Source organism: Buttiauxella noackiae (assembly GCF_000737905.1).
Lineage (GTDB): Bacteria > Pseudomonadota > Gammaproteobacteria > Enterobacterales > Enterobacteriaceae > Buttiauxella > Buttiauxella noackiae.
The window spans coordinates 656,556-681,877 of record NZ_JPRU01000002.1 but is presented as its reverse complement, the minus strand read 5'-3'; the positions used below and the strand labels follow the sequence as shown (position 1 = coordinate 681,877).

General features: G+C 48.8%; 24 protein-coding genes and 2 tRNA genes. 21 read left to right on the top strand and 5 right to left on the bottom strand.

Annotated features, from left to right (window positions below; genetic code table 11):
• The first annotated feature begins 419 nt into the window (after window positions 1-419).
• The 5 genes from IX31_RS11630 (at window position 420) to IX31_RS11610 (ending at window position 3,934) form a co-directional block, all read left to right on the top strand.
• Window positions 420-1,229: a hypothetical protein gene (locus IX31_RS11630; protein WP_034458290.1), complete on the top strand. Its 810-nt coding sequence runs from the start codon at window positions 420-422 to the stop codon at window positions 1,227-1,229.
• Complete coding sequence (locus tag IX31_RS11625; protein ID WP_122974011.1) at window positions 1,219-1,602, top strand: hypothetical protein; 384 nt, start codon at window positions 1,219-1,221, stop codon at window positions 1,600-1,602. Before IX31_RS11630 ends, IX31_RS11625 begins: the two co-directional genes overlap by 11 nt.
• Window positions 1,603-1,677: 75 nt before the next feature.
• Window positions 1,678-2,127 carry a type VI secretion system baseplate subunit TssE gene (tssE, locus tag IX31_RS11620; RefSeq protein ID WP_034458288.1) on the top strand — a complete coding sequence of 150 codons (450 nt, stop codon included), beginning with the start codon at window positions 1,678-1,680 and terminating at the stop codon, window positions 2,125-2,127.
• A gap of 36 nt (window positions 2,128-2,163) precedes the next feature.
• Entirely contained in the window at window positions 2,164-2,634 is a 471-nt protein-coding gene (locus tag IX31_RS11615) for a hypothetical protein (protein WP_034458286.1), read from the top strand.
• Between the two features lie 55 nt (window positions 2,635-2,689).
• Window positions 2,690-3,934, top strand: coding sequence for a VasL domain-containing protein (locus tag IX31_RS11610; RefSeq protein WP_034458284.1), 1,245 nt, complete (start codon window positions 2,690-2,692; stop codon window positions 3,932-3,934).
• A gap of 152 nt (window positions 3,935-4,086) precedes the next feature.
• On the opposite strand, the gene IX31_RS11605 is transcribed toward IX31_RS11610, so the two are convergent.
• Window positions 4,087-4,162 (bottom strand) — tRNA-Asn (locus tag IX31_RS11605).
• Window positions 4,163-4,689: 527 nt separating this feature from the next.
• Here IX31_RS11605 and IX31_RS11600 point away from each other — a divergent pair.
• The 7 genes from IX31_RS11600 to IX31_RS11570 all read left to right on the top strand — a co-directional run bounded on the left by IX31_RS11600 (window position 4,690) and on the right by IX31_RS11570 (window position 13,207).
• A complete protein-coding gene (locus IX31_RS11600) occupies window positions 4,690-5,811 on the top strand; it encodes a branched-chain amino acid ABC transporter substrate-binding protein (protein ID WP_034458282.1) in 1,122 nt (373 codons plus the stop codon).
• Window positions 5,812-5,952: 141 nt separating this feature from the next.
• Window positions 5,953-6,867 (top strand): ABC transporter permease subunit, encoded by a 915-nt coding sequence (locus IX31_RS11595; RefSeq protein ID WP_034458280.1) that lies wholly within the window; start codon window positions 5,953-5,955, stop codon window positions 6,865-6,867.
• 11 nt (window positions 6,868-6,878) lie between these two features.
• On the top strand, window positions 6,879-8,171 hold the full coding sequence (gene livM / locus IX31_RS11590) for a high-affinity branched-chain amino acid ABC transporter permease LivM (RefSeq protein ID WP_034458278.1): 1,293 nt from the start codon (window positions 6,879-6,881) through the stop codon (window positions 8,169-8,171).
• On the top strand, window positions 8,168-9,043 hold the full coding sequence (locus tag IX31_RS11585) for an ABC transporter ATP-binding protein (protein ID WP_034458276.1): 876 nt from the start codon (window positions 8,168-8,170) through the stop codon (window positions 9,041-9,043). The genes livM and IX31_RS11585 overlap by 4 nt, the downstream gene beginning before the upstream one ends.
• Window positions 9,040-9,759, top strand: a complete 720-nt coding sequence (locus IX31_RS11580) for an ABC transporter ATP-binding protein (protein WP_034458274.1) — start codon at window positions 9,040-9,042, stop codon at window positions 9,757-9,759. Before IX31_RS11585 ends, IX31_RS11580 begins: the two co-directional genes overlap by 4 nt.
• Before the next feature lie 182 nt (window positions 9,760-9,941).
• Window positions 9,942-11,375: an EmmdR/YeeO family multidrug/toxin efflux MATE transporter gene (locus IX31_RS11575; RefSeq protein ID WP_034458272.1), complete on the top strand. Its 1,434-nt coding sequence runs from the start codon at window positions 9,942-9,944 to the stop codon at window positions 11,373-11,375.
• Window positions 11,376-11,689: 314 nt separating this feature from the next.
• On the top strand, window positions 11,690-13,207 hold the full coding sequence (locus IX31_RS11570) for an AbgT family transporter (RefSeq protein WP_034458270.1): 1,518 nt from the start codon (window positions 11,690-11,692) through the stop codon (window positions 13,205-13,207).
• 98 nt (window positions 13,208-13,305) lie between these two features.
• On the opposite strand, the gene IX31_RS11565 is transcribed toward IX31_RS11570, so the two are convergent.
• Entirely contained in the window at window positions 13,306-14,217 is a 912-nt protein-coding gene (locus tag IX31_RS11565) for a LysR family transcriptional regulator (protein ID WP_034458268.1), read from the bottom strand.
• A gap of 110 nt (window positions 14,218-14,327) precedes the next feature.
• Between IX31_RS11565 and IX31_RS11560 the strand changes: the two genes are divergently transcribed.
• The 4 genes from IX31_RS11560 (at window position 14,328) to IX31_RS11545 (ending at window position 16,615) form a co-directional block, all read left to right on the top strand.
• Complete coding sequence (locus IX31_RS11560) at window positions 14,328-15,335, top strand: zinc-binding alcohol dehydrogenase family protein (protein ID WP_034458266.1); 1,008 nt, start codon at window positions 14,328-14,330, stop codon at window positions 15,333-15,335.
• 27 nt (window positions 15,336-15,362) lie between these two features.
• Window positions 15,363-16,016 (top strand): oxygen-insensitive NAD(P)H nitroreductase, encoded by a 654-nt coding sequence (gene nfsB / locus IX31_RS11555; RefSeq protein ID WP_034458264.1) that lies wholly within the window; start codon window positions 15,363-15,365, stop codon window positions 16,014-16,016.
• 2 nt (window positions 16,017-16,018) lie between these two features.
• On the top strand, window positions 16,019-16,321 hold the full coding sequence (locus tag IX31_RS11550; protein ID WP_034458262.1) for a putative quinol monooxygenase: 303 nt from the start codon (window positions 16,019-16,021) through the stop codon (window positions 16,319-16,321).
• A 111-nt stretch (window positions 16,322-16,432) separates the two neighbouring features.
• On the top strand, window positions 16,433-16,615 hold the full coding sequence (locus tag IX31_RS11545; protein ID WP_051880686.1) for a hypothetical protein: 183 nt from the start codon (window positions 16,433-16,435) through the stop codon (window positions 16,613-16,615).
• A gap of 101 nt (window positions 16,616-16,716) precedes the next feature.
• Here IX31_RS11545 and IX31_RS11540 read toward each other — a convergent pair.
• Together IX31_RS11540 and mtfA are read right to left on the bottom strand one after the other, a co-directional pair.
• Window positions 16,717-16,792: transfer RNA gene (locus IX31_RS11540), tRNA-Asn, on the bottom strand.
• 100 nt (window positions 16,793-16,892) lie between these two features.
• Window positions 16,893-17,690, bottom strand: coding sequence for a DgsA anti-repressor MtfA (gene mtfA, locus IX31_RS11535; protein ID WP_034458261.1), 798 nt, complete (start codon window positions 17,688-17,690; stop codon window positions 16,893-16,895).
• An 825-nt stretch (window positions 17,691-18,515) separates the two neighbouring features.
• On the opposite strand from mtfA, the gene drpB reads away from it, so the two are divergent.
• The 3 genes from drpB to IX31_RS11520 all read left to right on the top strand — a co-directional run bounded on the left by drpB (window position 18,516) and on the right by IX31_RS11520 (window position 21,096).
• Window positions 18,516-18,752: a cell division protein DrpB gene (gene drpB / locus IX31_RS11530; RefSeq protein WP_034460015.1), complete on the top strand. Its 237-nt coding sequence runs from the start codon at window positions 18,516-18,518 to the stop codon at window positions 18,750-18,752.
• Window positions 18,753-18,856: 104 nt separating this feature from the next.
• Window positions 18,857-19,561 (top strand): phosphohydrolase, encoded by a 705-nt coding sequence (locus tag IX31_RS11525; protein ID WP_034458259.1) that lies wholly within the window; start codon window positions 18,857-18,859, stop codon window positions 19,559-19,561.
• 98 nt (window positions 19,562-19,659) lie between these two features.
• Window positions 19,660-21,096 (top strand): DNA cytosine methyltransferase, encoded by a 1,437-nt coding sequence (locus IX31_RS11520; RefSeq protein WP_034458258.1) that lies wholly within the window; start codon window positions 19,660-19,662, stop codon window positions 21,094-21,096.
• 39 nt (window positions 21,097-21,135) lie between these two features.
• On the opposite strand, the gene IX31_RS11515 is transcribed toward IX31_RS11520, so the two are convergent.
• Window positions 21,136-21,723: a TetR/AcrR family transcriptional regulator gene (locus IX31_RS11515; RefSeq protein WP_034460013.1), complete on the bottom strand. Its 588-nt coding sequence runs from the start codon at window positions 21,721-21,723 to the stop codon at window positions 21,136-21,138.
• Between the two features lie 390 nt (window positions 21,724-22,113).
• Between IX31_RS11515 and uidA the strand changes: the two genes are divergently transcribed.
• Together uidA and uidB are read left to right on the top strand one after the other, a co-directional pair.
• Entirely contained in the window at window positions 22,114-23,919 is a 1,806-nt protein-coding gene (gene uidA / locus IX31_RS11510) for a beta-glucuronidase (RefSeq protein WP_034458256.1), read from the top strand.
• Window positions 23,920-23,922: 3 nt separating this feature from the next.
• Complete coding sequence (uidB, locus tag IX31_RS11505; RefSeq protein ID WP_034458254.1) at window positions 23,923-25,296, top strand: glucuronide transporter; 1,374 nt, start codon at window positions 23,923-23,925, stop codon at window positions 25,294-25,296.
• The last annotated feature ends 26 nt before the right edge of the window (window positions 25,297-25,322 follow it).

The window sequence follows — 25,322 nt, the reverse complement described above, 5'->3', positions numbered from 1 at the left end:
GGTGGAGATGCAGGCCCAGAACGGTAATCTGCGGCTGTTTGCGGAGAAGAAACTGACGCTGACCAGCACCGAAGAGATTCTGTTTGCGGGCAAGAGCGCATCACGCTGATTGGCGGAGGCGGCAGTTACCTGAAGATAGAGGCGAGGAAAGCGGAATACGGCACGACAACCCAGTACCTGCGCAAGGTGAAGCGGACGGTGAAGGGGGCGAAAAATGACATGCCACTGGAATCAATGAAGCAAATGAAGATAGCTACTCAATATTTTGACAGGAAAATTCGCTTTTCGTCAGATGTTAATTATCGGATTGAAAGTATCGATGGTGAACCGTTACTCTCAGGAAGTAGCGGGGAGGCGTATGTTGATAAGAGTGATAATGAATCTGAATACTGGGTGTTTGTTAGCTAAGTGATGGGTTTATGAACAAAATTGATCTGGAAGTAGATGGAAAACCGTACTTAATTTTAACCAAAGATGGTAAGACCGAACTGGGAGTTAAAGGAAATACAACACCAGAAAAAGACAATGAAGAGCATAAAATCGTTCTTCCTAATATATTGATTATAATCAGGAAAAACGCTGATGTATTGTTCGTTCTTCGAGGGGCGCTCGGGGATTCATTTAAAATAATGACTGCTCAGGAACTGTATGATGTTTTTAAATACCAATGGTTTGAACCATTGGCTGATAACTATCGTGAGTTGTTGTACGTCAATGATGCGAATTATGTAATGGATGCATATAAAGTTTATTCGTGGGAGGATATTGCTAAATTTGCATTAGTAGACAGGGCGTTGTGGTCATACCGGAGCAATGGTTCTGGGGACTGGAAAAATGTTCATGATGGAGGAGATAAATTTTTATTATCACTCATTGAAAATATTCCTTACTGGTCTGATGCTGTAGGCCAAATTCCATTCGCTGTTGGTACGTACCGGGCTTTTCATAATATAGATGCGACGATTCAAACTGGCATAACATGGGCTACAGGTAAGCCCTGGGATGCGGCACTGCAAAACTCTGACTCTACAAATGAATATGACAATTTTTTTGTCTTACGCGGAGCCCTCTATGCCAGCAAGAAATTTACATATAGCACAAAGGTTACTGGGAAGACATATCCGGCGGTTGAGATCGTAGAAACATCAATAGAAGTTAATTCCAGTACATTAGAGAAAAGCATAACCAAAGAGGAGTTAGACATCTATGGAATATGGAATGAAAAATAAAAATTTATTAAAGATGCTGGTGTTTTTTGTGGCTTTAATAATTATGGTGGGTGGTTATAATTTGATTTTCTGTTTATATGAAAGCGTGTTCACAATAACTAGCCATAGAAGTGTGGGTTTGATATTTATTTCTTTTTTCTTTGTGGTTGTTGCCTCGCCTGTATTGCTATTGACATTGTTTTTTTCATTTAGAATTAGCTTTATATTTTTTGTCTGTGGACTGATTTATTCATTTGTTGAATGGTTTTCCTTGCACCCTCTGCGAGTTATGCTGATGGGTACCTGTTTTTTTATGGGGTATTTATTTTCCTTAAAAGCGAATGCGATGATCGTTTCATCTTATCGGAAAAATAATGAACACCTTGAAAACTAATGTCACACCTGGTGCATCCTCTGATAATTCATCGTATACGTTATGTCTAACCTTTACTCAGGGGAAATAAAAACCATGAGCAATAAATCCCCTTCTCTCTATGAAATGCTGGCCGGCAACTTCACTGGCGGCCTTGATCTGCATAACGTCAGCGAAGAAAACCAGGTGATCCTGTCGGTGCTCGACAACATGCAGCGCATCCTCAACGCCCGGCAGGGGGCACTCAACCATATTCCGGACTACGGCTTGCCGGATATGACCAAAATTCTGCAGGGTATGCCGGGAACGGCTCATGAACTGATGGACATGCTCTCCGGTGTGTTGCTGAAATATGAGCCGCGTTTAAAAAATATCACTGTGGTTATGCTTGAACAGGAAGTTCCGGGCGAGCTGCGTTATGCCATTGATGCGGAACTCAAAGGCGTAGGGCTGGTGCGTTACGGAACGGCGTTTATGCCGGAAGGGAGGGTATTAATTCGTCATTTGCGGCAGCAAAACTATGTCGACTCTCGGGCTCGCATTTAGGCCAGGATGGCTCAACTCCCAAATCAGAAAGAATTTATGTCAGCAAAAGAACGGTTTCTTAAAAAACTGCAGGATGCTCAACCCCGCTGTGGCGCATTGGAAAATAAAGGTCAGGCAGACATCGCGGAATTTCGCCTGAGGATGAGTCAGTTGCAGGAGACGATGGAAGCCTGGCTGGACGGCACGGGTATTCGCATCGAAAGCACAGCCGTCTCACTGGTGGAATGTCTGATTGGCGGCAGGGTGTTCAGCGTGCCTGGTATTCATCTCCACTATCAAAAACGGAAGGTGAGCTTCACGCCTGCCTTTTTGTACGGCCAGGGCGTGACGGGTTGTGTGGACGTCAGCCTCTGCGCGGAAGGTAGCGCGAACCCGTTGTGTCGTTTGTTTATGCGCACCGGTGAAAACCGTGACTGGACGTGGCGTTCGGCGGGTAATTCCACTTTGCCTGGCAGCGCGTTCAACGAAGAAGCCTTTTTCAGCATGGTTGAAAGTTTACTGCCTTGACTGTTGCTTCGATTATTCCTCCCTATTACTCCCTCCTTTTTTCAGGGCTGTCACCATGAATGATAAATTATCCTGCCAGGTACAAACCGGCGATGATCCGCGCCAGTTTGCCGATTTTATTGCGCTGCGCGAAGAGCTCAGCAAACTGACACATCCGGCACGCCCGGATGTGGACTGGCAACGTATAGAACAACTCAGCCTGTCGCTGTTCCGCCAGAATGGGGTCGAACTACAGACGGCGGCCTGGTACACCCTGGCGCGCACGCATCTTACCGGGATGCACGGTCTGAATGAGGGGCTGGCGATTCTGGATGCGCTCATTACCCGTCAGTGGAGCGCTCTGTGGCCACAGCCGGTGCATGCACGCGTCGAAATTCTCGCTGGGCTCAGTCATCGTTTACAGGCGGTACTGCGTACACTTAGCCTGCGTCACAGTGATTTGCCGCAGGTTTACCAGGCTGAACAACATCTCAACGCATTGCGTGAGGTGCTACAACGCCTTGAACTGAAAAATGCCTGCCAGATGGGTGAACTCAGTACCTTTATGCACAATGCGGCCATCCGTCTGGAAAATGCCGAAGTAAACAACATCAACGTCAGTCCCGTGGTGCTACCGCCATCTGGCGATGTGTTGGCCGGCATTGCCGCGACACAATCGCCGGAGCCACTGGTGTATGTCATCCGCGAACAGCCAGTTATCCCAGCTGAAATAACCCCGTTACCGGAGAAGCCAAAATCACAGTGGAAAGGGTTTGCGCTGGGCGTACTGACCATGCTGATTGTGGGCGGGGCTGCGCTGTGGGGATGGTCGATGCTGCATGACAAGCCTGAGCCTCTGCTGCCGGTTACCGCCGATGCCGCCTCGCTCTCGAAGCTGGCACAACAGTCCCCGCTGTGGCTGCAAAATTACGGTTTTGCCCTGGCAGCACAGGCAAAACCGCAAGAGACGGAAACACTGAAAGCGCAGTGGCAGCAGCATATCACCGGCAATGCCATACCCGTTGAAGCGCTGACGGGCTGGCACCAGGGAATGGAAGGGTTGCAGGAGATGACCCGGCGTCTGAATGAACTCGATGAACGCAAAGGTAAATACCTGACCGGTTCGGAGCTGAAATCAATGGTGTTTGCGATTACGCAGAACTTTGGACGTGCGGTACCTGTGGAAGAGCAACTCTATCTGCTGAGTCAGACAACGGCCACTACACCATTATCCCCAACCCAGACATCGCAAATCGATATGCACCTGAATCAGGTACTGAACCGCTACGCGCTCATAAAACAACAGGCTGAGACACCGTGAGCCTGTAGGGGCTTATCAGAATATTTTGCAGTCACGTTAGCCCAAAAAATACCCATAAAAAAAGCCTGATGGTACTTTTCAGTACATCAGGCTTTTTTATGCGCTGCTTTTGTAACATTTCACGATTTTAAATACATCATGAAACTAAAATTTGGCTCCTCTGACTGGACTCGAACCAGTGACATACGGATTAACAGTCCGCCGTTCTACCGACTGAACTACAGAGGAATCGGTTAACGGGGCGCATATTAGCGATTCGAGGGGGGCATGTCAAAGGGTTCGCGAAAAAGTTTTTTGTTTGCTCTTTTTATAGTCAACATGTTGAGTATTAAGGCGAATTTGACCTTTTTGTAAACAGTAAATGCAAGCCAGCCTCCAGCCAATTGCTCCGCACAATATTAACCATTTTGTATTTGTGGACTAAGTTGGTGCAAAGACGCATAAATCTTGAACAATATGGCTTTATTGTTAAGCAGATGTGATCCCCGCTGTAAATTCATTGCGTTGTACCGAGCGGCTTACTACTGCGCTCTATACTGACATATGTCGAAACATCGATATGCGGCTAGTAACGTTGGTAACCATTTTGCTTAATGTTTATGGCTGTGAAAATCGTAAGGAAACCCCGTAAGGAAACCTCGCTGTAACCACAGGAAATTGACTGGATAGTGCATTTTGTTCGCGTTTTTGCTTTTGAAATGGCTCTTACACCGTTTTGCATAAACCTCTTTGCTGATTTGCTAAGGAACATAAAAATGTCGCTGAAATTGATTAGAAGTCCTCTTTCTCTGGTGTTGGCTGGTTGTCTGGTAACGGCGTTTTCCGCCCACGCTGATATTGTCATTGGTGTCGCAGGGCCGTTTACCGGGCCGAACGCGACTTATGGCGATCAGTACTGGCATGGCGCGACTCAGGCCGCCGAAGATATTAATGCTGCTGGTGGGATTAATGGCGAAAAAATCAAACTGGTGCAGGGCGATGACGCCTGTGAACCCAAACAGGCTGTATCCGTAGCTAACCGTTTGGTTGACCAGGACAAAGTGAAAGCCGTGGTCGGCCATTTCTGTTCTTCATCTACTATGCCTGCCTCTGAGGTTTACAACGATGCGGGCATTCTCGCCATCACCCCCGGATCGACCAACCCACTCATCACCGAGCGCAAGATGAACGACATGTTCCGCATGTGTGGGCGTGATGACCAGCAAGGGCAGGTCGCCAGCGATTTCATTATTGATAAGCTTAAAGCCAAACGAGTGGTGATCATTCACGATAAAGACACTTACGGGCAGGGGCTGGCAGATGCTACCAAAGCTGCGCTGGCGAAACGTGGCGTCAATGATGTGATGTACGAAGGCCTGTCGCGTGGTGAAAAAGATTTTAACGCGCTGGTTACCAAAATCAGTGCGCAAAAACCAGATGTGGTGTTTTTCGGCGGTTGTCACCCGGAAGCGGGGCCACTGGTGCGCCAGATGCGTGAGCAGGGTGTACAGGCTAAATTCTTCTCCGGTGACTGCATCGTGAACGAAGAGATGGTGACTGCGGCAGGCGGCCCGCAATATACCAATGGCATTTACATGACCTTCGGTAAAGATCCTCGCTTGATCCCGGATGGCAAAGCGGTAATCGACAAATTCCGCGCCAGCAAATTTGAACCTGAAGGTTACACCCTCTATTCCTACGCTTCTGTTCAGGCGATTGCTGCAGCATTTAAAGCCACTGGCGGCACAGATTCAGCCAAAGCCAGCGCCTGGCTGAAAGCAAACCCGGTGGATACCGTGATGGGCAAAAAAGCCTGGGATGATAAAGGTGACCTGAAAGTCTCGGATTACGTGGTTTATCAGTGGGATGACAAAGGAAAATATAAAGAAGTCCAATAATACCGGGATTTGTAGAGGGGATAAGCGGTAGCGTCATCCACCATTTTCGCCTGGCATTGCTGGTGAAAGTGTCGGGTGATGCTGCACTTACCCGACCTACAAAAGGAGTTTGTCCGCAGCACTAAAAGAGACTGCCAAACTATGGACGCATTCTTCCTGCAACAATTGATCAATGGCGTAACGCTAGGTTCCGTCTACGGGTTGATAGCCATTGGCTACACCATGGTTTACGGCATTATTGGCATGATTAACTTCGCCCACGGCGAAGTGTATATGATCTCCGCTTACCTCTGCGCCATCGGGCTTGCGCTACTTTCGTTCTTTGGTTTGCAGTCGTTTCCTTTACTTATTCTCGGCACGCTGGTGTTTACCATTGTAGTGACGGGCGTGTACGGCTGGACCATCGAGCGCATCGCTTATAAACCGCTGCGCAACTCTACCCGTTTAGCACCGCTGATTTCCGCAATTGGCATGTCGTTAATCTTGCAAAACTACGCACAAATCAGCCAGGGGCCGCGTCAACAGGGCATTCCAACCATGCTTGATGGCGTGTTCCGGTTTCATATCGGTGAAGGTTTTGTGCAAATCACCTACACCAAAGTATTCATTTTGATTGCTTCGTTTGTTGGCATGTTGCTGCTGACCTGGATTATCAGCAATACCAGGCTGGGGCGCATGTGCCGCGCCGTACAGCAAGACCGCAAAATGGCCTCGATTCTGGGGATTAATACCGACCGCATTATCTCAATTGTGTTTGTGATTGGTGCGTCAATGGCGGGTCTGGCAGGCGTGTTAATCACCATGAACTACGGCACCTTTGATTTCTACGCCGGTTTTATTATCGGTATTAAAGCGTTTACCGCGGCGGTGTTGGGTGGAATTGGTTCATTACCTGGCGCGATGCTTGGCGGGCTGATTCTTGGTATTGCTGAAGCGCAGTTCTCCGGCATGGTGAATTCCGATTACAAAGATGTGTTCTCGTTTGGATTACTGGTGGTGATCCTCATTTTCCGTCCTCAGGGGCTGCTTGGCCGACCTATCGTTGCCAAAGTGTGAGGGAGCAAAACATGACATCAGAAACGGCTTTGCATGAAGGCTTCTCCCTCAAACGCTGCTTGCTGGATGCGATTTTCGCAGGGCTGGTGGCGTTGATTGTTTTTGGCCCGATAGTCGGTGTGGTACTGGATGGGTACAGCTTTAACTTCGAAGGGCAGCGGCTGATGGTGATTATCGCCGTCGTGATGGTCGGGCGGTTTTTATTAAGTGCTTTTTTGACGACCTCTACGGGCACGCGTTTTTTAAGCCGTTTTGAGACGGATAATTCAGGCGTGTATGTGCGCCCGCCAGAATACAAAAGCCGCATGCGCTGGATTATTCCCCTGGTGATCGCCCTGGCGGTTTGTTTCCCATTTGTGGCGACCAAATACGTGCTGACGGTTGCGATCCTCGGGCTAATTTATGTGCTGCTGGGCCTTGGGTTAAATATTGTCGTTGGGCTGGCAGGCTTGCTGGACTTGGGATACGTCGCCTTCTACGCCATTGGTGCTTACGGACTTGCACTGGGGTATCAGTATCTCGGACTCGGGTTCTGGTCGATGTTGCCACTTTCAGCGCTGATGGCTGCGGCGGCTGGTGCTTTGCTCGGTTTCCCGGTGTTGCGAATGCATGGTGATTACCTGGCTATTGTGACGCTGGGGTTCGGAGAGATTATCCGCCTGGTGCTGAATAACTGGCTGACGTTTACCGGTGGTCCTAACGGGATCTCTGCTCCACCGCCGACGTTGTTTGGCCTTGAATTTGGGCGGCGTGCCAAAGAAGAAGGCGGGGTACCGTTCCACGAGTTCTTCCATCTCACCTATAACCCCAATCTGAAGTTTATTTTTATCTACGCCATTTTGGTGTTGGTGGTTTTACTGGTGCTGTATATCAAACATCGTCTGACTCGCATGCCGATAGGCCGTGCCTGGGAGGCGTTGCGTGAAGATGAAATTGCCTGCCGATCCATGGGGCTCAATCATGTGCTGGTTAAGCTCTCAGCCTTTACGTTGGGTGCCTCAACGGCGGGTATTGCTGGCGTCTTTTTTGCGACTTATCAGGGATTTGTTAACCCGACATCATTTACCTTCTTTGAATCAGCATTAATTCTCGCCATTGTCGTGCTGGGCGGCATGGGTTCGACGGTGGGCGTCGTGCTGGCGGCGTTTGTGCTGACAGTGACACCTGAACTGCTGCGCAGTTTTGCCGAATATCGCGTGCTGCTGTTTGGCATGTTAATGGTGGTGATGATGATTTGGCGGCCACGCGGTCTGATTCGCATCAACCGCAGCGGGTTTGCGGTGCGCAAGGGAGTGGCGCCATGAGCGAGATGATATTAAGTGTTGAACATCTGATGATGCACTTTGGTGGGATTAAGGCGCTCAATGACGTAAATCTTGAGGTGCGCCGTGGGTCGATTACCGCGTTGATTGGCCCTAACGGTGCCGGGAAAACGACAGTGTTTAACTGCCTGACCGGTTTTTATAAAGCCTCGGGCGGTAATATTCTGTTTAACACGCGTGATAAAACCACCAACGTGATTCAGATACTGGGGCAGAAATTCCAACCGGGTGACTGGATTAATCCGGCGCAACTCGGCTCGCGTATTTTCTACAAAATGTTTGGTGGTACACATCTGGTTAACCGCGCCGGGCTTGCGCGCACCTTTCAGAATATCCGTTTATTCCGGGAAATGTCGGTGGTGGAAAACCTGTTGGTGGCACAACACATGCAGGTAAACCGTAATTTACTGGCCGGGGTATTAAATACGCCCGCTTATCGGCGGGCGGAAAGCCGCGCGCTCGACAGGGCATTTTACTGGCTCGAAGTAGTGGAACTGGTGGATTGCGCTAACCGCCTCGCGGGGGAGATGTCGTACGGGCAGCAGCGGCGCCTCGAGATCGCACGTGCCATGTGTACCGCACCGGAGATGATCTGCCTTGATGAACCGGCTGCGGGTTTGAACCCGGTTGAAACACACACACTGAGTAAGATCATCCGTTTCTTACGCGACCACCACAGTATCACCGTGTTATTGATTGAACATGATATGGGCATGGTGATGGATATTTCCGACCATATTATTGTGCTCGACCATGGAGATGTGATTGCTGAGGGTAAACCTGAACAAATCCAGCATGATGAAAAAGTGATTGCCGCCTATTTGGGCACCGACGAAGACGAGGTCAGTGTATGAGTGAGGCGATGCTGGAGTTTCGTAATGTGGACGTTTTTTATGGTGCGATTCAGGCGCTAAAACAGGTTTCTTTGCAGGTCAACGAAGGGGAAACCGTGGCGTTGATTGGGGCGAACGGGGCCGGGAAATCAACGCTGTTAATGTCGATTTTCGGTCAGCCACGCATACGCGGCGGGCAGATCCTGTTTCGCGGTGAAGACATCAGCCATAAATCGACGCACTTTGTGGCTTCTGGTGGTATTGCACAGGCGCCAGAAGGGCGGCGCATCTTCCCGGATATGACCGTCGAAGAAAATCTGCTGATGGGTACCATCCCCATTGGCAACCAGTTTGCCGCGCAGGATTTGCAAACCATGTTTGATCTGTTTCCGCGTTTGAAGGAGCGGCGCAAACAGCGGGCGATGACTATGTCCGGTGGTGAGCAGCAAATGCTGGCGATTGCCCGTGCACTGATGAGTCGCCCGAAATTGTTATTGCTGGATGAACCGAGCCTGGGTTTAGCACCCATCGTCGTGAAGCAAATCTTCCAGACGCTGCGTGAACTTGCGCGCAACGGGATGACGATTTTTCTGGTGGAGCAGAACGCGCACCATGCATTAAAGCTCTCTGACCGCGGTTATGTGATGGCCAACGGGCAGATTCGACTTAGTGGCAGTGGTGAAGCGTTGTTGGGGAATGAGGAAGTGCGCAAAGCATATTTGGGTGGACATGGTTGACAAGCATTCTGTCAGATGACGCTGCGCTTATCCGACCTACGGTTTGATTTTGATTGTGTAGGGTGGATAAACGCAGCGTCATCCACCAGTACTCATCACTAATAATTAAAAAACTCTTTGCAGGATAACGATTTGTAAATCATTATTTGAAATGTGGTTTCACTTTCCCCCCAAGGTCAATCTTGAACTTAAAAGCAGCACTTCATCAGCGCGTGGAAAAAACTCGCTGGTACGCCAAACGGAAAAGCAACCGAGTCCTGTTCTGGCGCGAAATTACACCGCTTGCGGTGCCTATCTTTCTGGAAAATACCTGCGTGTTACTGATGGGGGTGCTGAGCACCTTCCTTGTGAGTTGGCTGGGCAAAGAGGCGATGGCAGGCGTCGGGCTTGCCGATAGCTTCAACATGGTGATCATGGCATTTTTTGCGGCTGTGGACCTCGGCACTACAGTTGTGGTGGCATTTAGCCTCGGTAAACGTGACCCTAAACGCGCGCGAGATGCCGCGCGACAGTCATTGATATTAATGACAATTATTGCGATTTTCCTGGCGGCCGGCATTCACCTTGCGGGTGAGCATGTTGTTAACATTATTGCCGGGGCTGCCACACCTGAAGTTAAAGCATTGGCACTCTCGTATCTGCAAACCACCGTCTGGAGCTACCCGGCAGCGGCGATCGCGCTGATCAGTAGCGGCGCGTTGCGCGGGGCAGGGAATACAAAAATTCCGTTGCTGATTAACGGCGGGATGAACATCCTCAACATTATCATCAGTAGCGTCTTGATTTACGGCGCGCTCGGCTGGAACGGATTGGGCTTTTTTGGTGCTGGACTGGGCTTAACGATTTCACGTTATATCGGCGCTATTGGTTTCATTTATGTGCTGGTGATTGGTTTTGCTCCTTCTTTGCGTATCTCGCTAAAAAGCTATTTCCGTCCGCTCAAAGTGGGCATTTTGTGGGAAGTACTGGGGATTGGTATTCCGGCGAGCATTGAGTCGGTGTTGTTTAATGCCGGGAAATTACTCACGCAAATGTTTGTCGCCGGAATGGGGACAAACGTGATTGCTGGTAACTTTATCGCATTCTCCATTGCGGCATTAATTAACTTACCCGGCAATGCCCTGGGTTCAGCGTCCACCATTATTGTCGGCAAGCGACTGGGTAAAGGGCAAATTGGCCAGGCCGAACGGCAACTGCGCCATGTGTTCTGGCTCTCCACTCTTGGCCTGACGATAATCGCCTGGGGGACCGCGCCTTTCGCCGGATTGATGGCCTCGTTTTATACCCACGAAGATGATGTTAAAGAAGTCGTCAAAATACTCATTTGGCTAAATGCTGCGTTTATGCCGATTTGGGCAGCGTCATGGGTATTACCTGCCGGGTTGAAAGGGGCGCGTGACGCCCGTTTTGCAATGTGGGTTTCCATGGCGAGCATGTGGGGTTGCCGCGTGGTTGCAGGCTACACATTAGGGATTGTGTTGGGGATGGGCGTGGTCGGTGTCTGGATGGGTATGTTCTTCGACTGGACGGTGCGCGGCGTGTTGTTCTACTGGCGAATGGTCAGTGGGCGCTGGCTAAAAAAATACCCGCGTCTTAAAAAAGAGCCGCTTTCGTAAGGTGGACTGAGTGGATGATGTTTTTACTCATCCACTCTATAAAACCGTTTACCCAATGTTAGTAGTGATGTTCTGGAAGTTTTTGGCGTTTTTTGTTCTGCATTACTCCTGTTATCCAAACTCATTGTATGGCTTTCAATCAAATTCTTGATATCTATCACTCTGCTATGTCTCGTTTTTACTAGTAACGTAAAGTTACTGGCTGTGAATTATTCTAAAATGTTATTAATTGCGGCAAGCAATGACTTTTATGAATGTAACAGGAAGACGAGGTAATAATGAGCACAACGACAAGGAACACGGAAGGTCGTCTAATGACAGGGTTTCTCAACGCTGTTGAGAAAGCAGGAAACAAATTACCCGAACCCGCTTTAATCTTTTTCTATTTTTTACTGGTAGTTATGGCACTCTCCGCGGTGCTCTCTTCCGTCAATTTTGATGTAGTCAATCCGGTTACCAATGAAGCCGTCAGAATTAATAATCTGCTGTCGCCTGAGGCGCTGACTGTCACACTTTCTTCAATGGTCACTACCTTCACCGGTTTTGCTCCGTTGGGAATCGTGCTGGTGGCGATGTTAGGTGTGGGTGTGGCAGAAAGCTCAGGCTTTATTAATACCGGCCTGAAAAAAATGCTGCGTGTTACGCCGAAAAAACTGCTGACTCCGATGATTATTTTCGTCGCAATGTTCAGCCACGTAGCAGCCGATGCCGGCTATGTGCTGGTTATTCCATTGGGCGCGATTATCTTTATGTCTGCTGGACGCCATCCTTTGGCGGGTATTGCGGCGGCATTTGCCGGGGTATCTGGCGGCTTTGCGGCCAATATGGTGCCAACCGGTAACGATGCGTTATTGCAAGGTTTTACCCAAACTGCCGCACAACTGCTGGATGGGACATATACCGTCAACACCTTGTGTAACCTGTTCTTTGGTATCGGTTCAACGGTAATGATTACCCTGGTTGGTTGGTGGGTGACTGAGCGCATTGTTGAGCCACGCGTGTCAAAACTGGAAATCGACGGCGATTATCAGCATAACGAAGATATGAGCAGCTACACCGTTGCGGAAAGCCGCGGCTTTAAAGCCGCGGGCCTGGTGATGGTTCTGGGGCTGGCAGGGCTTGCCGCTCTGGCATGGCCTGAAACTTCGCTGCTTCGTAGCCCAACTGATGGCTCACTCACCAGTTATGGCGCGCCAATCATGAAATCAATCGTACCGTTGATTTTCCTGATCTTTATTATCCCCGGGATTGTTTACGGTTTTGTCGCTGGTACTTTTAAAAGCGGCAAAGATGTCATCACTGCAATGAATGAATCCATGAGCAAAATGGGTTCCTACATGGTTATGGCCTTCTTCTGTGCCATGTTCATCAAAGCGTTTGGAGATTCCAATATCGGGACGCTGATTGCGCTGGCCGGTGCCGACGTGCTGAAAACAATGGCATTGCCAGGAGAAGCAACCATTATTGGTATGATTCTTTTGACTGCTGTGGTGAACATTCTCATCGGTTCTGCTTCTGCAAAATGGGCGCTGCTTTCACCAATTATGGTGCCAATGCTGATGGCGGTAGGTATCTCCCCTGAGCTGACTCAGGCGGCGTTCCGTATCGGTGACTCCACTACCAACATTATTACTCCGCTGATGGTGTTCTTCCCGCTGGTGGTGGTCTATTGCCAGCGCTACGTGAAGTCCACTGGCGTGGGCACGCTGGTGTCGATGATGATGCCTTACTCGGTGATCTTCTTCGTCTGCTGGAGCATCTTCCTGCTAGTGTGGTGGGCTTTGGGTCTGCCACTGGGCGTGAACGCGCCATATACTTATCCGATTTCGTAACTGCTTATGCAACCGGCTACTTTGTGGCCGGTTTTACGGCTAAATGGTGGATGACGCCTGCGGCTTATCCACCCTAAGATTTGTATGTCAGATTCGTATTATTCAGGCATCAGGCTTTGCAACACGTCACAACGCTGTTTCACTGCCTGATGCAACAACCGCACCGTTGCCGAAAGCTGTTTACGATGCGGGCAAATCATATTGAGCGGCACGCTATCTCCCTGGTACTGCGGCAGAATAATTTTAAGACGGCCTTCATTCACATCTTCGCTGACATCCAGCCAGGATTTATAAGCAATCCCTTCTCCAGCAACCGCTAAGCGGCGAATCACTTCGGCATCATCGCTCACCATTGCGCTTTTCATCGCCACATGATGCATGTCGCCATCTAAGCTTAACGTCCATTTGTCGTAAATCCGCCCACGAAGTGCGTAGGTTAACGCGTCATGTTGGGCCAGTTCGCTAATTGTTTTTGGCTCACCGCAGCGTGCGATATACGAAGGTGCAGCCACGACAACTCGTCGATTAAAAGGAGCGAGTGGGAGGGCTACAAACGAGGCGTCATCATTGTTTCCGTAGCGGAATGCAATATCCACCGGATCTTTGAATACATCGGTAATTTGATCGGAGAAAAGAATTTTTAAATGCAGCGCCGGGTGTTCACGACGAAAAGCCTGGAAAACCCAAAGCAACATATTGCGCCCAAGATCTGAAGGTACAGCGATTTGCAACACACCACGCACTTCGTCGGTTGCGGGCTGAATTTGTTCGAATCCGGCTTCAAGGGTTTGCAATGCAGTGATGGCGTAGGGTAGCCAGGTTTCACCTTCTGGTGTCAACCGCAGGCTGCGCGTGGAGCGGGCAAATAAACGCGTATTCAGCGTTTGCTCGAGGCGTTTGATGGCGGTACTGACCTGTGCAGGCTGCAAACCTGCTTCACGCGCAGTATCACTAAAACTGTTTAAGGCGGCGGCCCTGACAAACAAAGTAAGGTCTTCCAACCTGAGCATTTTAACTCTCCGAGTATAAGTGTTGTTTTCTATGGGCTGTTTTTCGCCTGGAGAACACCTTGTACCATGAGTTCATTCACACGATGAACCCTTTAATCTCTGGAGCAACCATGAAAGCTATCGCGATTACTCAAGCTGCACAAAATGGTACCAATCTGGAATCCCTTAGTGAGATTACTCTCCCGACACCGGTCGCTTCAGGGCACGATTTGTTGGTAGAAGTAAAAGCAATATCCGTAAACCCGGTCGATACCAAAGTACGTGCAGGTTTTAAAGCAGACCAGCCGCGGGTGTTGGGTTGGGATGCTGTGGGCGTGGTGGTTGCAACAGGTGAAGCCGTGTCGCTGTTTAAGCCAGGCGATGAAGTATGGTATGCAGGTTCGTTGACTCGCCCTGGAAGTAACAGTGAATATCAACTGGTGGATGAGCGCATTACCGCGCTGAAACCAAAATCTATTGATAATGCTTCTTCTGCTGCATTGCCATTAACAGCAATCACGGCCTGGGAAATGTTATTTGACCGCCTGGGCGTGACAGAAAACGGTAATGAAAATGATGTGTTGCTGATTGTAGGTGCGGCAGGTGGTGTGGGTTCAATTCTCACGCAACTGGCAAGTAAGCTGACGAAAATCACCGTTATCGGTACTGCTTCACGTCCACAAAGCCAGCAATGGGTTGCGGATTTAGGCGCGCATCACATTATCGACCATAGCAAGCCGTTGACTGAAGAGTTGGCGCGTATTGGTGTGAAAAATGTTACCCATGTTGCAAGCCTCAACCAGACTGACAAACACTACCAGCAACTGATTGAAGTGCTGGCCCCTCAGGGGAAACTGGCGCTGATCGATGACCCGGAAACCCTTGATGCGCGCCCGCTGAAAGTGAAGAGTATTTCGCTGCATTGGGAGTTTATGTTCACCCGTTCCATGTTTGAAACCAGCGACATGATTGAGCAAAACCGTCTGTTGACCCGCGTGGCGACCTTGATTGACCAGGGCGTACTGCAAACGACGCTTGGTGAGCATTTTGGCACTATTAACGCAGCCAACTTGCGCCGTGCCCATGAATTAATTGAAACCAATCGTGCGGTCGGTAAAATCGTGCTCGAAGGCTTCTAATTACATAAAAATCATAGAGAAAACATCATGGACATTATTCAATCAGCAGCATCACGTTATTCAACTAAAGCGTTTGATGCGAGCAAAAAAATTAGCGATGAAAACATCGAGAAAGTGAAGGATTTGCTGCGCCTTAGCCCGTCCAGCACGAACTCACAGCCGTGGCACTTTATTCTGGCAAGCACTGATGAAGCGAAAGCGCGTATTGCCAAAGCAACCTCCGGTTTCTATGTGTTTAATGAGCGCAAAGTGCTTGATGCATCACATGTTGTGGTGTTCTGTGCGAAAACGGCAATTGATGAAACGCATCTTTCTAAACTGTTGGAACAGGAAAATGCAGATGGCCGTTTTGCCAGCCAGCAGGCGATGGAAGGGCAGCACAAGGGGCGCTCTTATTTTGTGAATATGCACCGCTTTGATTACAAAGACGCCCAGCATTGGATGGAAAAACAAGTTTATCTCAACGTGGGGAATTTCTTGTTAGGCGTATCCACGATGAATATCGATGCTGTGCCGATTGAAGGTTTTGACGCCCGCATTCTGGATGAAGAGTTTGGCCTGCGCGAGAAAGGTTTTACCAGCCTGGTTATCGTGCCAATTGGCTATCGCAGTGCGGAAGACTTCAACGCGGCGTTGCCAAAATCGCGTCTTGAGCTCAGCGAAATCTTAACGGAGTGCTAAAAATGTCGGATAACACACTGTCAATCATTGCTGTTCTGAAGGCAAAAGAGGGGCAACAAGAGAACCTGAAATCGGCCCTACAAGCGCTGATTGCACCGACGCGCGAGGAAGAAGGTTGCCTGGATTACGCGTTGTTCCAGCTTCAGGAAACGCCGGATGTGTTCTATATGCGTGAGTCCTGGAAAGGGCAGGAAGCGTTGGATGCACACACTGCACTGCCACATTTCCAGGCGTTTGTGCAACAGATGGATGCATTGTTGGCGGAGCCTTTGCAACTGGTTCGTTTGAATGCCGTTGAGCCATAAGCCCTGCCTGTTTTCTATAATTTGAGCCACCAAACCAAGGCCGTCACAGTATCTGTGGCGGCCTTTTTCTATCTTTTAGTGCGGTCGGCTCAGCGAGCTGCAAAACCAGGATTGAAAATTTCACTGGACGAGATAACTGTTATTGCCCAGTGGCCAGCCGGTGCGGTGGTCAGCTATAGCGAGTGGCAAAGTTTGCCGGGGCAAGAGACTACTCTGCGTCATTCCACTGTGATATTCAGCAATACGGGTTCTGAGCTGCTCTGGCTACGCTTGCATGAAACCGCAGCGGTGTGAGTTCGCGCAGAGCGAGAATAATAAGCAGATGAAAAGGGGAGAATGAGCAGACGTAATAGAACAAAAAGCCCGCTTAGTTTCCTAAGCAGGCTTCTTAAATTTGGCTCCTCTGACTGGACTCGAACCAGTGACATACGGATTAACAGTCCGCCGTTCTACCGACTGAACTACAGAGGAATCGTTTGAACGAGGCAAATAGTAACGTCACGTTCAAAAAGAGTCAACGACAAAAATAACGTATTGATTCAAATGGCTAATTTAAAATCAACTTGTTGAATTAATGCACCGTATTTCCATTGGATGCCTCAATGTTTTCACTCTCACGTAACCGTAATAACGGGTCTTGACCATAAAACTGGCAAAAACGTTGGTAAAGTGAAGGGAAACGAGGCGCGAAAAGCTCCGGGGCACTGAAAAAATACTCGGAGAGCACTGCGAAACATTCTGCCGGTTCAGATGCTGCGTAGGCATCAATACTTGCTGCGTTTTCGCCCACCATATCAATTTCGTCCTGGATGTTACTCATTGCTGCCTGGAGATCGTGTTCCCAGCCCGCGACATCGCGCAGTGCTATTAATGGAACGCCGCTCGCACGATCGCCATTACGCATATCCAGTTTATGGGCCACTTCGTGGAAGACCAGATTAAAGCCGGAAGCATCGAACGAATCCTGCACATCGAGCCAGTTCAGAATGATGGGGCCTTGCTGCCAACTTTGGCCAGACTGCACAACGCGCTGGTTATGGACCAGTCCAATGTCGTCTTCCCATTCATCATCCACCACGAATGGGGCAGGGTAGATGAGGACTTCATGAAAACCATCCAGCCACTCGATACCAAGTTCAAGTACCGGCAAACAAAAGAGTAACGCGATCCGTGCGCTTTTTAGTTCATCAAGTTCGAATCCTTGCAAAGGCACCAGCCGTTTTTGCTGTAAAAAACGGTCAGCCAGACGGACCAGTTTTTCTTGCCCGGCAGTCGTGAGCGTTGCCAGAACCGGAATGGCTAAAGCCTGCTCCCACGGCAATACCGTGACAGCGGATGAATCATTTGATTTCCAGGGCCACTTAATCATGTTACTCGCTCGCAAAGTCATCTCTTGAACGGAAAACTACTATACCGTGACTGTGAAAATGCCGCACTAGTGAGGCACATGGCAGCGACCAGAACAGGACCGCCGAGAGAAGGGATGTACCCTATATCTCTGTGCCATTATTCAAACACTTACCACTTTTCCTTTCAACGACGCGGGTCACAGCTTGCGCGGGAAGGGCTAAAATTATTTCTATCCTCAATGTTTGTAGTAGAAATATATTGATCAGCTATATGAACGCACGTTCCGGGGAGAGAAACCCGGAAAGCCTGGGATAGGGGTTTTGTTCCGGGTGACGCAGTTGCCAGGCTGCATCTTTAGTCTGAGCATATGACTGACGAGCACACAGATATTCGAGGTCTGATTAGTATTATTATCGATACTTATTGCCTGCACTTTTATAATCCAAAATCTCTTTTTGTCTTATCTCTCTCTTTTAATTTAACCGGGTAAACTAAGAACTGATATTTTTGAATGCACTCATAATGCGTGTTGTTTTTTTTACTGGAACTTTAATCCGGGTAGGAATTGCTTTGGTGTGTGTATCTGGAACTGCCTGGCTATTAAGTTAAGAGTGTCTAAAATTACATATTTATAAAACCGCTCAATAAATGATCTGATGTTTGTGGGTTGTTAATTTGAAGAGAAGTGACATGATATATTACAATTTTAAGAATCATCCTAATTAAAAACAGCTATTTCATGCTGTTAAAAAACAATGAAAATGTGATAAAAATCACGCTCATGGAGATGCTCCACTTATCGCAATTCTTCAGCTAATTAATTGAGGGACATATGTCAGAAGTTATGGACGAAAAACCGACTCGTACTCCGGGCGGAAAATTGGCGCTGTGGTTGTTTTATGGATTTTGCCTGTACACGATTTGGGCTGTGGTGCGTTACTTTTGGGTTGTCAGCGACGTTACCGGTGGCGATATGGGATCGCTTGGTGGAAAGTTGCTAGGCGCGTTAATGGGGTTATTGGTTCTGGGATCGGTGGCTGCATTATTAGGTGGTTTAGCCTGGTATACGCGGGCCAGGTGAATAAGATCGTGCCAATGTGGTCTGTTGTCAGCGCTTTACTTGCTAATTTTGTGATCTTGTACTCATATTAAGTACCGGGTCCAGCTGCGAAGTGAGGAGTACGTATGCCGATAGCCCACTGGCAAGAGCGTTTTGAAGAGTATTTGCAACACAACTGGTTGCAGGACGATAAAGCCCATGATGTGGCACATTTTCGTCGTGTATGGAAAACATCACAGCAGATCATGGAAACCACAGAGGCTGATAGGCTGGTGGTGCTAACCGCGTGTTACTTCCATGATATTGTCAATTTGCCGAAGAACCATCCTGAACGTCATCTTGCTTCCACACAGGCTGCTCAAGAGACTTTACGTATTCTGGATGCTCACTTTCCCGATTTTCCGCATCCGCTATACGATGCCGTTGCACATGCTGTGCGCGCTCATAGCTTTAGCGCCGGGATTGCACCTCAGACACTTGAAGCGAAAATTGTGCAAGATGCCGACCGTCTGGAGTCGTTAGGGGCAATAGGACTTGCGCGGGTTTTCTATACTTCTGGTGCGTTGGGGCGACCACTGTTTGACAGCGAAGATCCACTGGCTCGCCATCGTGAGCTGGATGATGCCACTTATGCCCTTGATCACTTCCAGAAAAAATTACTCAAATTGCCTGATACCATGCAAACAGAGGCAGGGCGCGCGCTTGCTCTTCTTAATGCAGATTTTTTGGTGAATTACATGGCCAAGCTTTGTGCTGAGTTGAAAGGTGATTACTGCGGTATTGAGCAGGACGTTGTGCATCAATTTTCCTCGCAAAAAATTTCCTCCTGAAATTAGATAGATGCCCGCATCGCTTGCGGGCTGTTCCGATTCTCTCTGGGTCAAATCAGTGATAGAGTGACACTCTATTTTCCCTGCTATGGTTCATGATGAACGACTTCGACACTATTGCCGTGCAACTCTCACAACAATCCCTTCGCCAGCAGCAGCAACAATTAGAAGAAGACTACGCCCTCGTGAGCCATATTCTGGAAATCTATGACCAGAAGACGGTGGCACACCATTTGCGTCAGGTGAGTGGTGACTGGACTCGTGAATCGTTAAACCGCTGGTTTAACCGTAAATCGTCTCCGCGTACTTTGACGCCTGCTGAAAGTGAAATGCTGCAAAGCATGTTGCCGCCATTGCCGACACATCATGGAAAATACGCATTTAAATTTGTTGATTTATTTGCCGGGATTGGTGGTATTCGTAGCGGCTTTGAAGCAATTGGCGGCCAATGTGTATTTACCAGCGAGTGGAACAAGCATGCGGTGCGTACTTATAAAGCCAACTGGTATTGCAGCCCGGAAGATCATCAGTTTAATCAGGATATTCGTGATGTCACTTTGAGCCATCGTGACGATGTCAGCGATGAAGAAGCTACGGCGCATATTCAGGCAACGATGCCCGATCACGATGTTTTGCTGGCAGGTTTCCCATGCCAGCCTTTCTCTCTGGCTGGGGTGTCGAAGAAGAATGCCTTAGGGCGAGCACATGGCTTTGCTTGTGAAACGCAGGGCACACTGTTCTTCGATGTTGCGCGTATTATTGATGCGAAACGTCCGGCAATTTTTGTGCTTGAAAACGTTAAAAACCTCAAAAGCCATGATAAAGGCAACACCTTCCGTATCATTATGGAAACCCTCGATAGCCTAGGTTATGAGGTGGCTGATGCCGCAATAATGGGGGCGGGGGATCCAAAAATTATTGATGGTAAAAACTTCCTGCCACAACACCGTGAACGTATTGTACTGGTAGGTTTTCGTCGCGACCTCAATCTGCATAAAGATTTTACGTTAACTAAGCTCAGCGAACTATATCCTCAACGCCGCCCAACTTTTGGTGAATTACTGGAACCCTCAGTGGATAGTAAATATATCCTGACGCCTACGCTCTGGAAGTATCTTTATTATTACGCCAAAAAACACCAGGCTAAGGGTAATGGTTTTGGTTATGGACTGGTTGATCCCAAAAACCCAGCAAGTGTCGCCCGCACATTGTCAGCCCGGTATTACAAAGATGGCGCTGAAATACTTATTGATCGGGGATGGGATAAATCTCTTGGAGAAGCGGATTTTGACAACGCTGATAATCAGCTTCGCCGTCCGCGTCGTTTAACGCCCCGTGAATGTGCGCGCTTAATGGGTTTTGAAGCGATTCAAGGTCATGCATTCCGTATTCCGGTTTCGGATACTCAGGCTTACCGGCAGTTTGGTAATTCGGTGGTGGTGCCTGCGTTTGCAGCGGTCGCCAGACTGCTTGAATCGCGAATTGCTCAGGCGGTGGAACACCGAAGCACTCCTGTATTGGGCAAAGTAATCTGATACCACCGCCGCCGTTGACTCCGGTTTTAAGCCGATGCTTTAGGCCGGAGGATTAATTTGTAGCAAACCATTTAGCATGTTTTTCAATGAGATGGTGAACATGTCATTACTGTTCCTGGCAAGTGCTTCGGCATCTGCAATTGTGCCGTAGTTCAAGGTCAATAGCAGTCGGGCTGCACAGGCTAAATCAACCGTCGCACCGATAACTCCTGCCTCTCTGGCTTCACTCAGGCGTGCCGTCAGTAACTCTGTAATGGCCTGATATTTCTCTTCCAGCATTCTTGCCACTTCTGCATTACGCATCCCCTCCGCCATGATTTCCACGACTAACGCGCGCTGCGCCTGGTCTTCTTTCGCCAGCTGTAAAAATGAATCCACCAGATAATCAACCAGCTCTTCTCCCGCAATCGGGTCGCGAAAATGCGTCAGCGCGCGCTCCTGATCCTGAGCAATAATCGCCTGAATGAGCGCTTCCTTTGAGGGGTAATGGTGATAAAGCGTGCCAGGGCTGATATCGCATGCTTTACAGATGGTTTTCATGGATGTGCTGTGAAATCCATTGCTGGAAAAACATTGGCGAGCAGCAGCCAGCACGCGCTCAGGAGTAGGCAGAACTTCGGTCAGCATCATTGCGTATCCAGTAATAAAAGTGGCCATTGAGAGCAGTGTAAAAGAGTTTTCCTGACAGGCCCAGAGTTGTCGCTTAACTTTGAGAACCCATGGAATACCTGCCTGCGATAAGTGTACTGGTAAAATAAAAACAAGTCGAATGAACGTTCGATTGAACAAAAAGCAACTAAAGTCAATCGTGTATTTCCTGGTTGTGTGGAACAGCGCACATCAACTGACTTGCAATATTGATTTTTATGATCGTCATTTCAGAACGCTATTTCACAAATTTTTCGCGCCCTGGCTTCATGCTAATTCTGTGCTTCCACATTTTTATCGGTATCTCCTGCAAGTTTTAGTCAGAAACTGGCAGGCACCGTTCCTTCGTTTTGCTTAAGGAGCTTTACTATGTTGCGTCCTACAGAAACCTCTTCCCGTGAAATTAAACGCCTCGATGGACTTTGGTCTTTTTCGGTCGATGCAAGTGATGCGGGGATGAAACAAAGCTGGTGGCGGCAGGATTTAGCACAAAGCCGCACCATTGCTGTACCTGGAAGTTACAACGATCAATTTGCCGATGCGGAGATTCACAACTACGTGGGCAATGTCTGGTATCAGCGGGAAACACGCATTCCACGTGGCTGGGTGGACCAACGTATCGTGCTGCGTTTTGATGCTGTTACGCATCGCGGAAGTGTATGGGTTAACGATCATTTCGTGATGGAACATCAGGGCGGATATACCCCGTTTGAAGCAGACATCAGTCACCTGGTGGCGGCAGGTGAAACGGTGCGCATCACCGTTTGCGTTAATAACGAACTGAGTTGGAATACTATTCCTCCAGGCATCGTCACTGAGTTGGATAACGGTAAAAAGCAGCAGTCTTATTTTCATGACTTTTTCAATTACGCCGGTATCCATCGTAGCGTGATGCTTTACACCACACCTGCCGCGTATATTCAGGATGTCACGGTTGTTACTGATGTCGCTGAAAACACTGAACAGGCAACCGTGACCTGGAATGTGGTTGCTGAGGGTGATATTCGGGTTGAGCTTCGCGATGGGCAGCAGCAAATAGTGGCGCAAGGGCAGGGGGCAACAGGCATATTTGAACTGGATAATCCTAAACTTTGGGAACCTGGTGAAGGGTATTTGTATGAGCTGCGGGTTTCCAGTCAATCAAATGGCGAGTGCGATGAATATCCTGTACGTGTCGGTATCCGTTCCATTACGGTTAAAGGGGAGCAGTTTTTGATTAACCACAAACCGTTTTATTTCACCGGTTTTGGTCGGCATGAAGATGCAGATTTTCGCGGCAAAGGTTTTGACCCGGTATTGATGGTTCACGACCATGCGCTGATGAACTGGATTGGCGCTAACTCCTATCGCACGTCCCATTACCCTTACGCGGAAGAGATGCTCGATTGGGCTGATGAACACGGTATCGTCGTGATTAACGAAACCGCGGCAGTTGGCTTTAACTTATCGTTAGGAATCACTTTTGACGCAGGCGAAAGACCTAAAGAACTCTACAGCGAAGAAGCCATTAATGGCGAGACTCAGCAGGCTCACTTACAGGCTATAAAAGAGCTTATTGCCCGGGATAAAAACCATCCAAGCGTAGTGATGTGGAGTATTGCCAATGAGCCCGATACCCGTCCAAATGGAGCCAGAGAGTACTTTGAGCCTTTAGCTAAGGCTACTCGTGAGCTGGATCCGACACGTCCGATTACCTGCGTAAACGTGATGTTCTGCGATGCCGAAAGCGACACCATCACCGACCTGTTCGACGTGGTTTGTCTGAATCGCTATTACGGCTGGTATGTGCAATCAGGCGATTTGGAAAAAGCAGAAAAAATGCTGGAGCAAGAACTGCTGGCCTGGCAGTCAAAACTGCACCGCCCAATCATTATTACGGAATACGGTGTCGACACGCTGGCGGGAATGCACTCGGTCTATAACGACATGTGGAGTGAAGAGTACCAGTGTGCTTGGCTTGAAATGTATCACCGTGTCTTTGACCGTGTTAGTGCCGTGGCTGGTGAACAGGTGTGGAATTTTGCTGATTTTGCTACATCACAGGGGATTTTACGTGTGGGCGGCAACAAAAAAGGCATCTTTACCCGCGACCGTAAGCCAAAGTCGGCAGCGTTTGTACTGAAGAAACGTTGGAATGGCATGGCGTTTGGTGAAAAACCGGTGCAGGGAGAATAAGGGATGAATCAACACCTGTCCTGGCGAACCATCATTGGCTACAGTCTGGGGGATGTAGCCAATAATATCGCCTTTGCTATGGGTGCATTGTTCCTGCTCAGTTATTACACCGACGTCGCAGGCGTCGGTGCTGCTGTTGCCGGAACCATGCTATTGGTTGTGCGCATTTTTGATGCCTTTGCCGATATTGCGGCGGGGCGCATTGTGGACAGCGTAAATACCCGTTGGGGGAAATTCCGCCCATTCCTGCTGTTTGGATCGGCACCGCTGATGCTGTTTAGTGTGCTGGTATTTTGTGTTCCGGCTGACTGGAGTCATACCAATAAAGTCATTTATGCGTATCTGACCTATATGGGACTCGGCGTGTGCTACAGCCTGGTTAACATTCCCTATGGGTCGCTTGCCACCGCAATGACGCAGCAGCCCCAGTCACGTGCCAGACTGGGGGCGGCGCGTAGTGTTGCGGCAGCGCTGGCTTTTGTCAGCCTGGCATTTATCATCGGGCCAAAAATTAGTGGCGTTAGCCCATCTGAAATTCAATCGGTCTACATTGAGTGGACGATTGCATTAGCGATAGTCGGCCTGATTCTCTACTTTATCTGCTTCAAATCCACCAGGGAAAATGTGGTGCGCATTGTTGCGCAGCCTTCGCTACACATCAGCTTGCAAACGCTGAAAAGAAACCGGCCATTATTGATGCTGTGTATGGCGGCGCTATGTATTCTGATTTCGACATTTGCTATCAGCGCCTCGTCACTGTTCTACGTGCGTTATGTTCTCAATGATGTCGGGCTGTTCTCCGTACTCGTGCTGGTTCAAATGCTCGTCGGTACGCTGGGTTCCGCACCACTAGTACCAAGATTGGTTAAGCACCTTGGGAAAAAGAATACTTTTCTTATTGGCGCAGGAATCGGCATGCTTGGCTACCTGCTCTTTTTCCTTATGTCTGAACAAGCTCCACATTATGCATTTACAGCCCTGGCCATAGCTTCAGTGGGACAGGGAATCACCATGACTGTAATGTGGGCGCTGGAAGCTGATACCGTTGAATATGGTGAATATTTAACCGGCGTGCGAATTGAAGGTCTGACTTATTCGTTCTTCTCATTTACGCGTAAATGTGGCCAGGCAATTGGTGGTTCTATTCCGGCATTTATTCTGGGAATAAGCGGATATATCGCCAACCAGACGCAAACGCCTGACGTCGTAATGGGCATAAGAGTCTCAATTGCACTGGTGCCTTGCCTGTTTATGTTACTGGCGTTTGGCATTATCTGGTTTTATCCCTTAACGGATAAAAAGTTCAGTGAAATTGTGCAGGAAATTGAGGTGCGTAAGCGAGCTCAACAGCAATTAATTAATGACTTTACCGGATAACATCTTCGTAAAATAAAACCCTACAA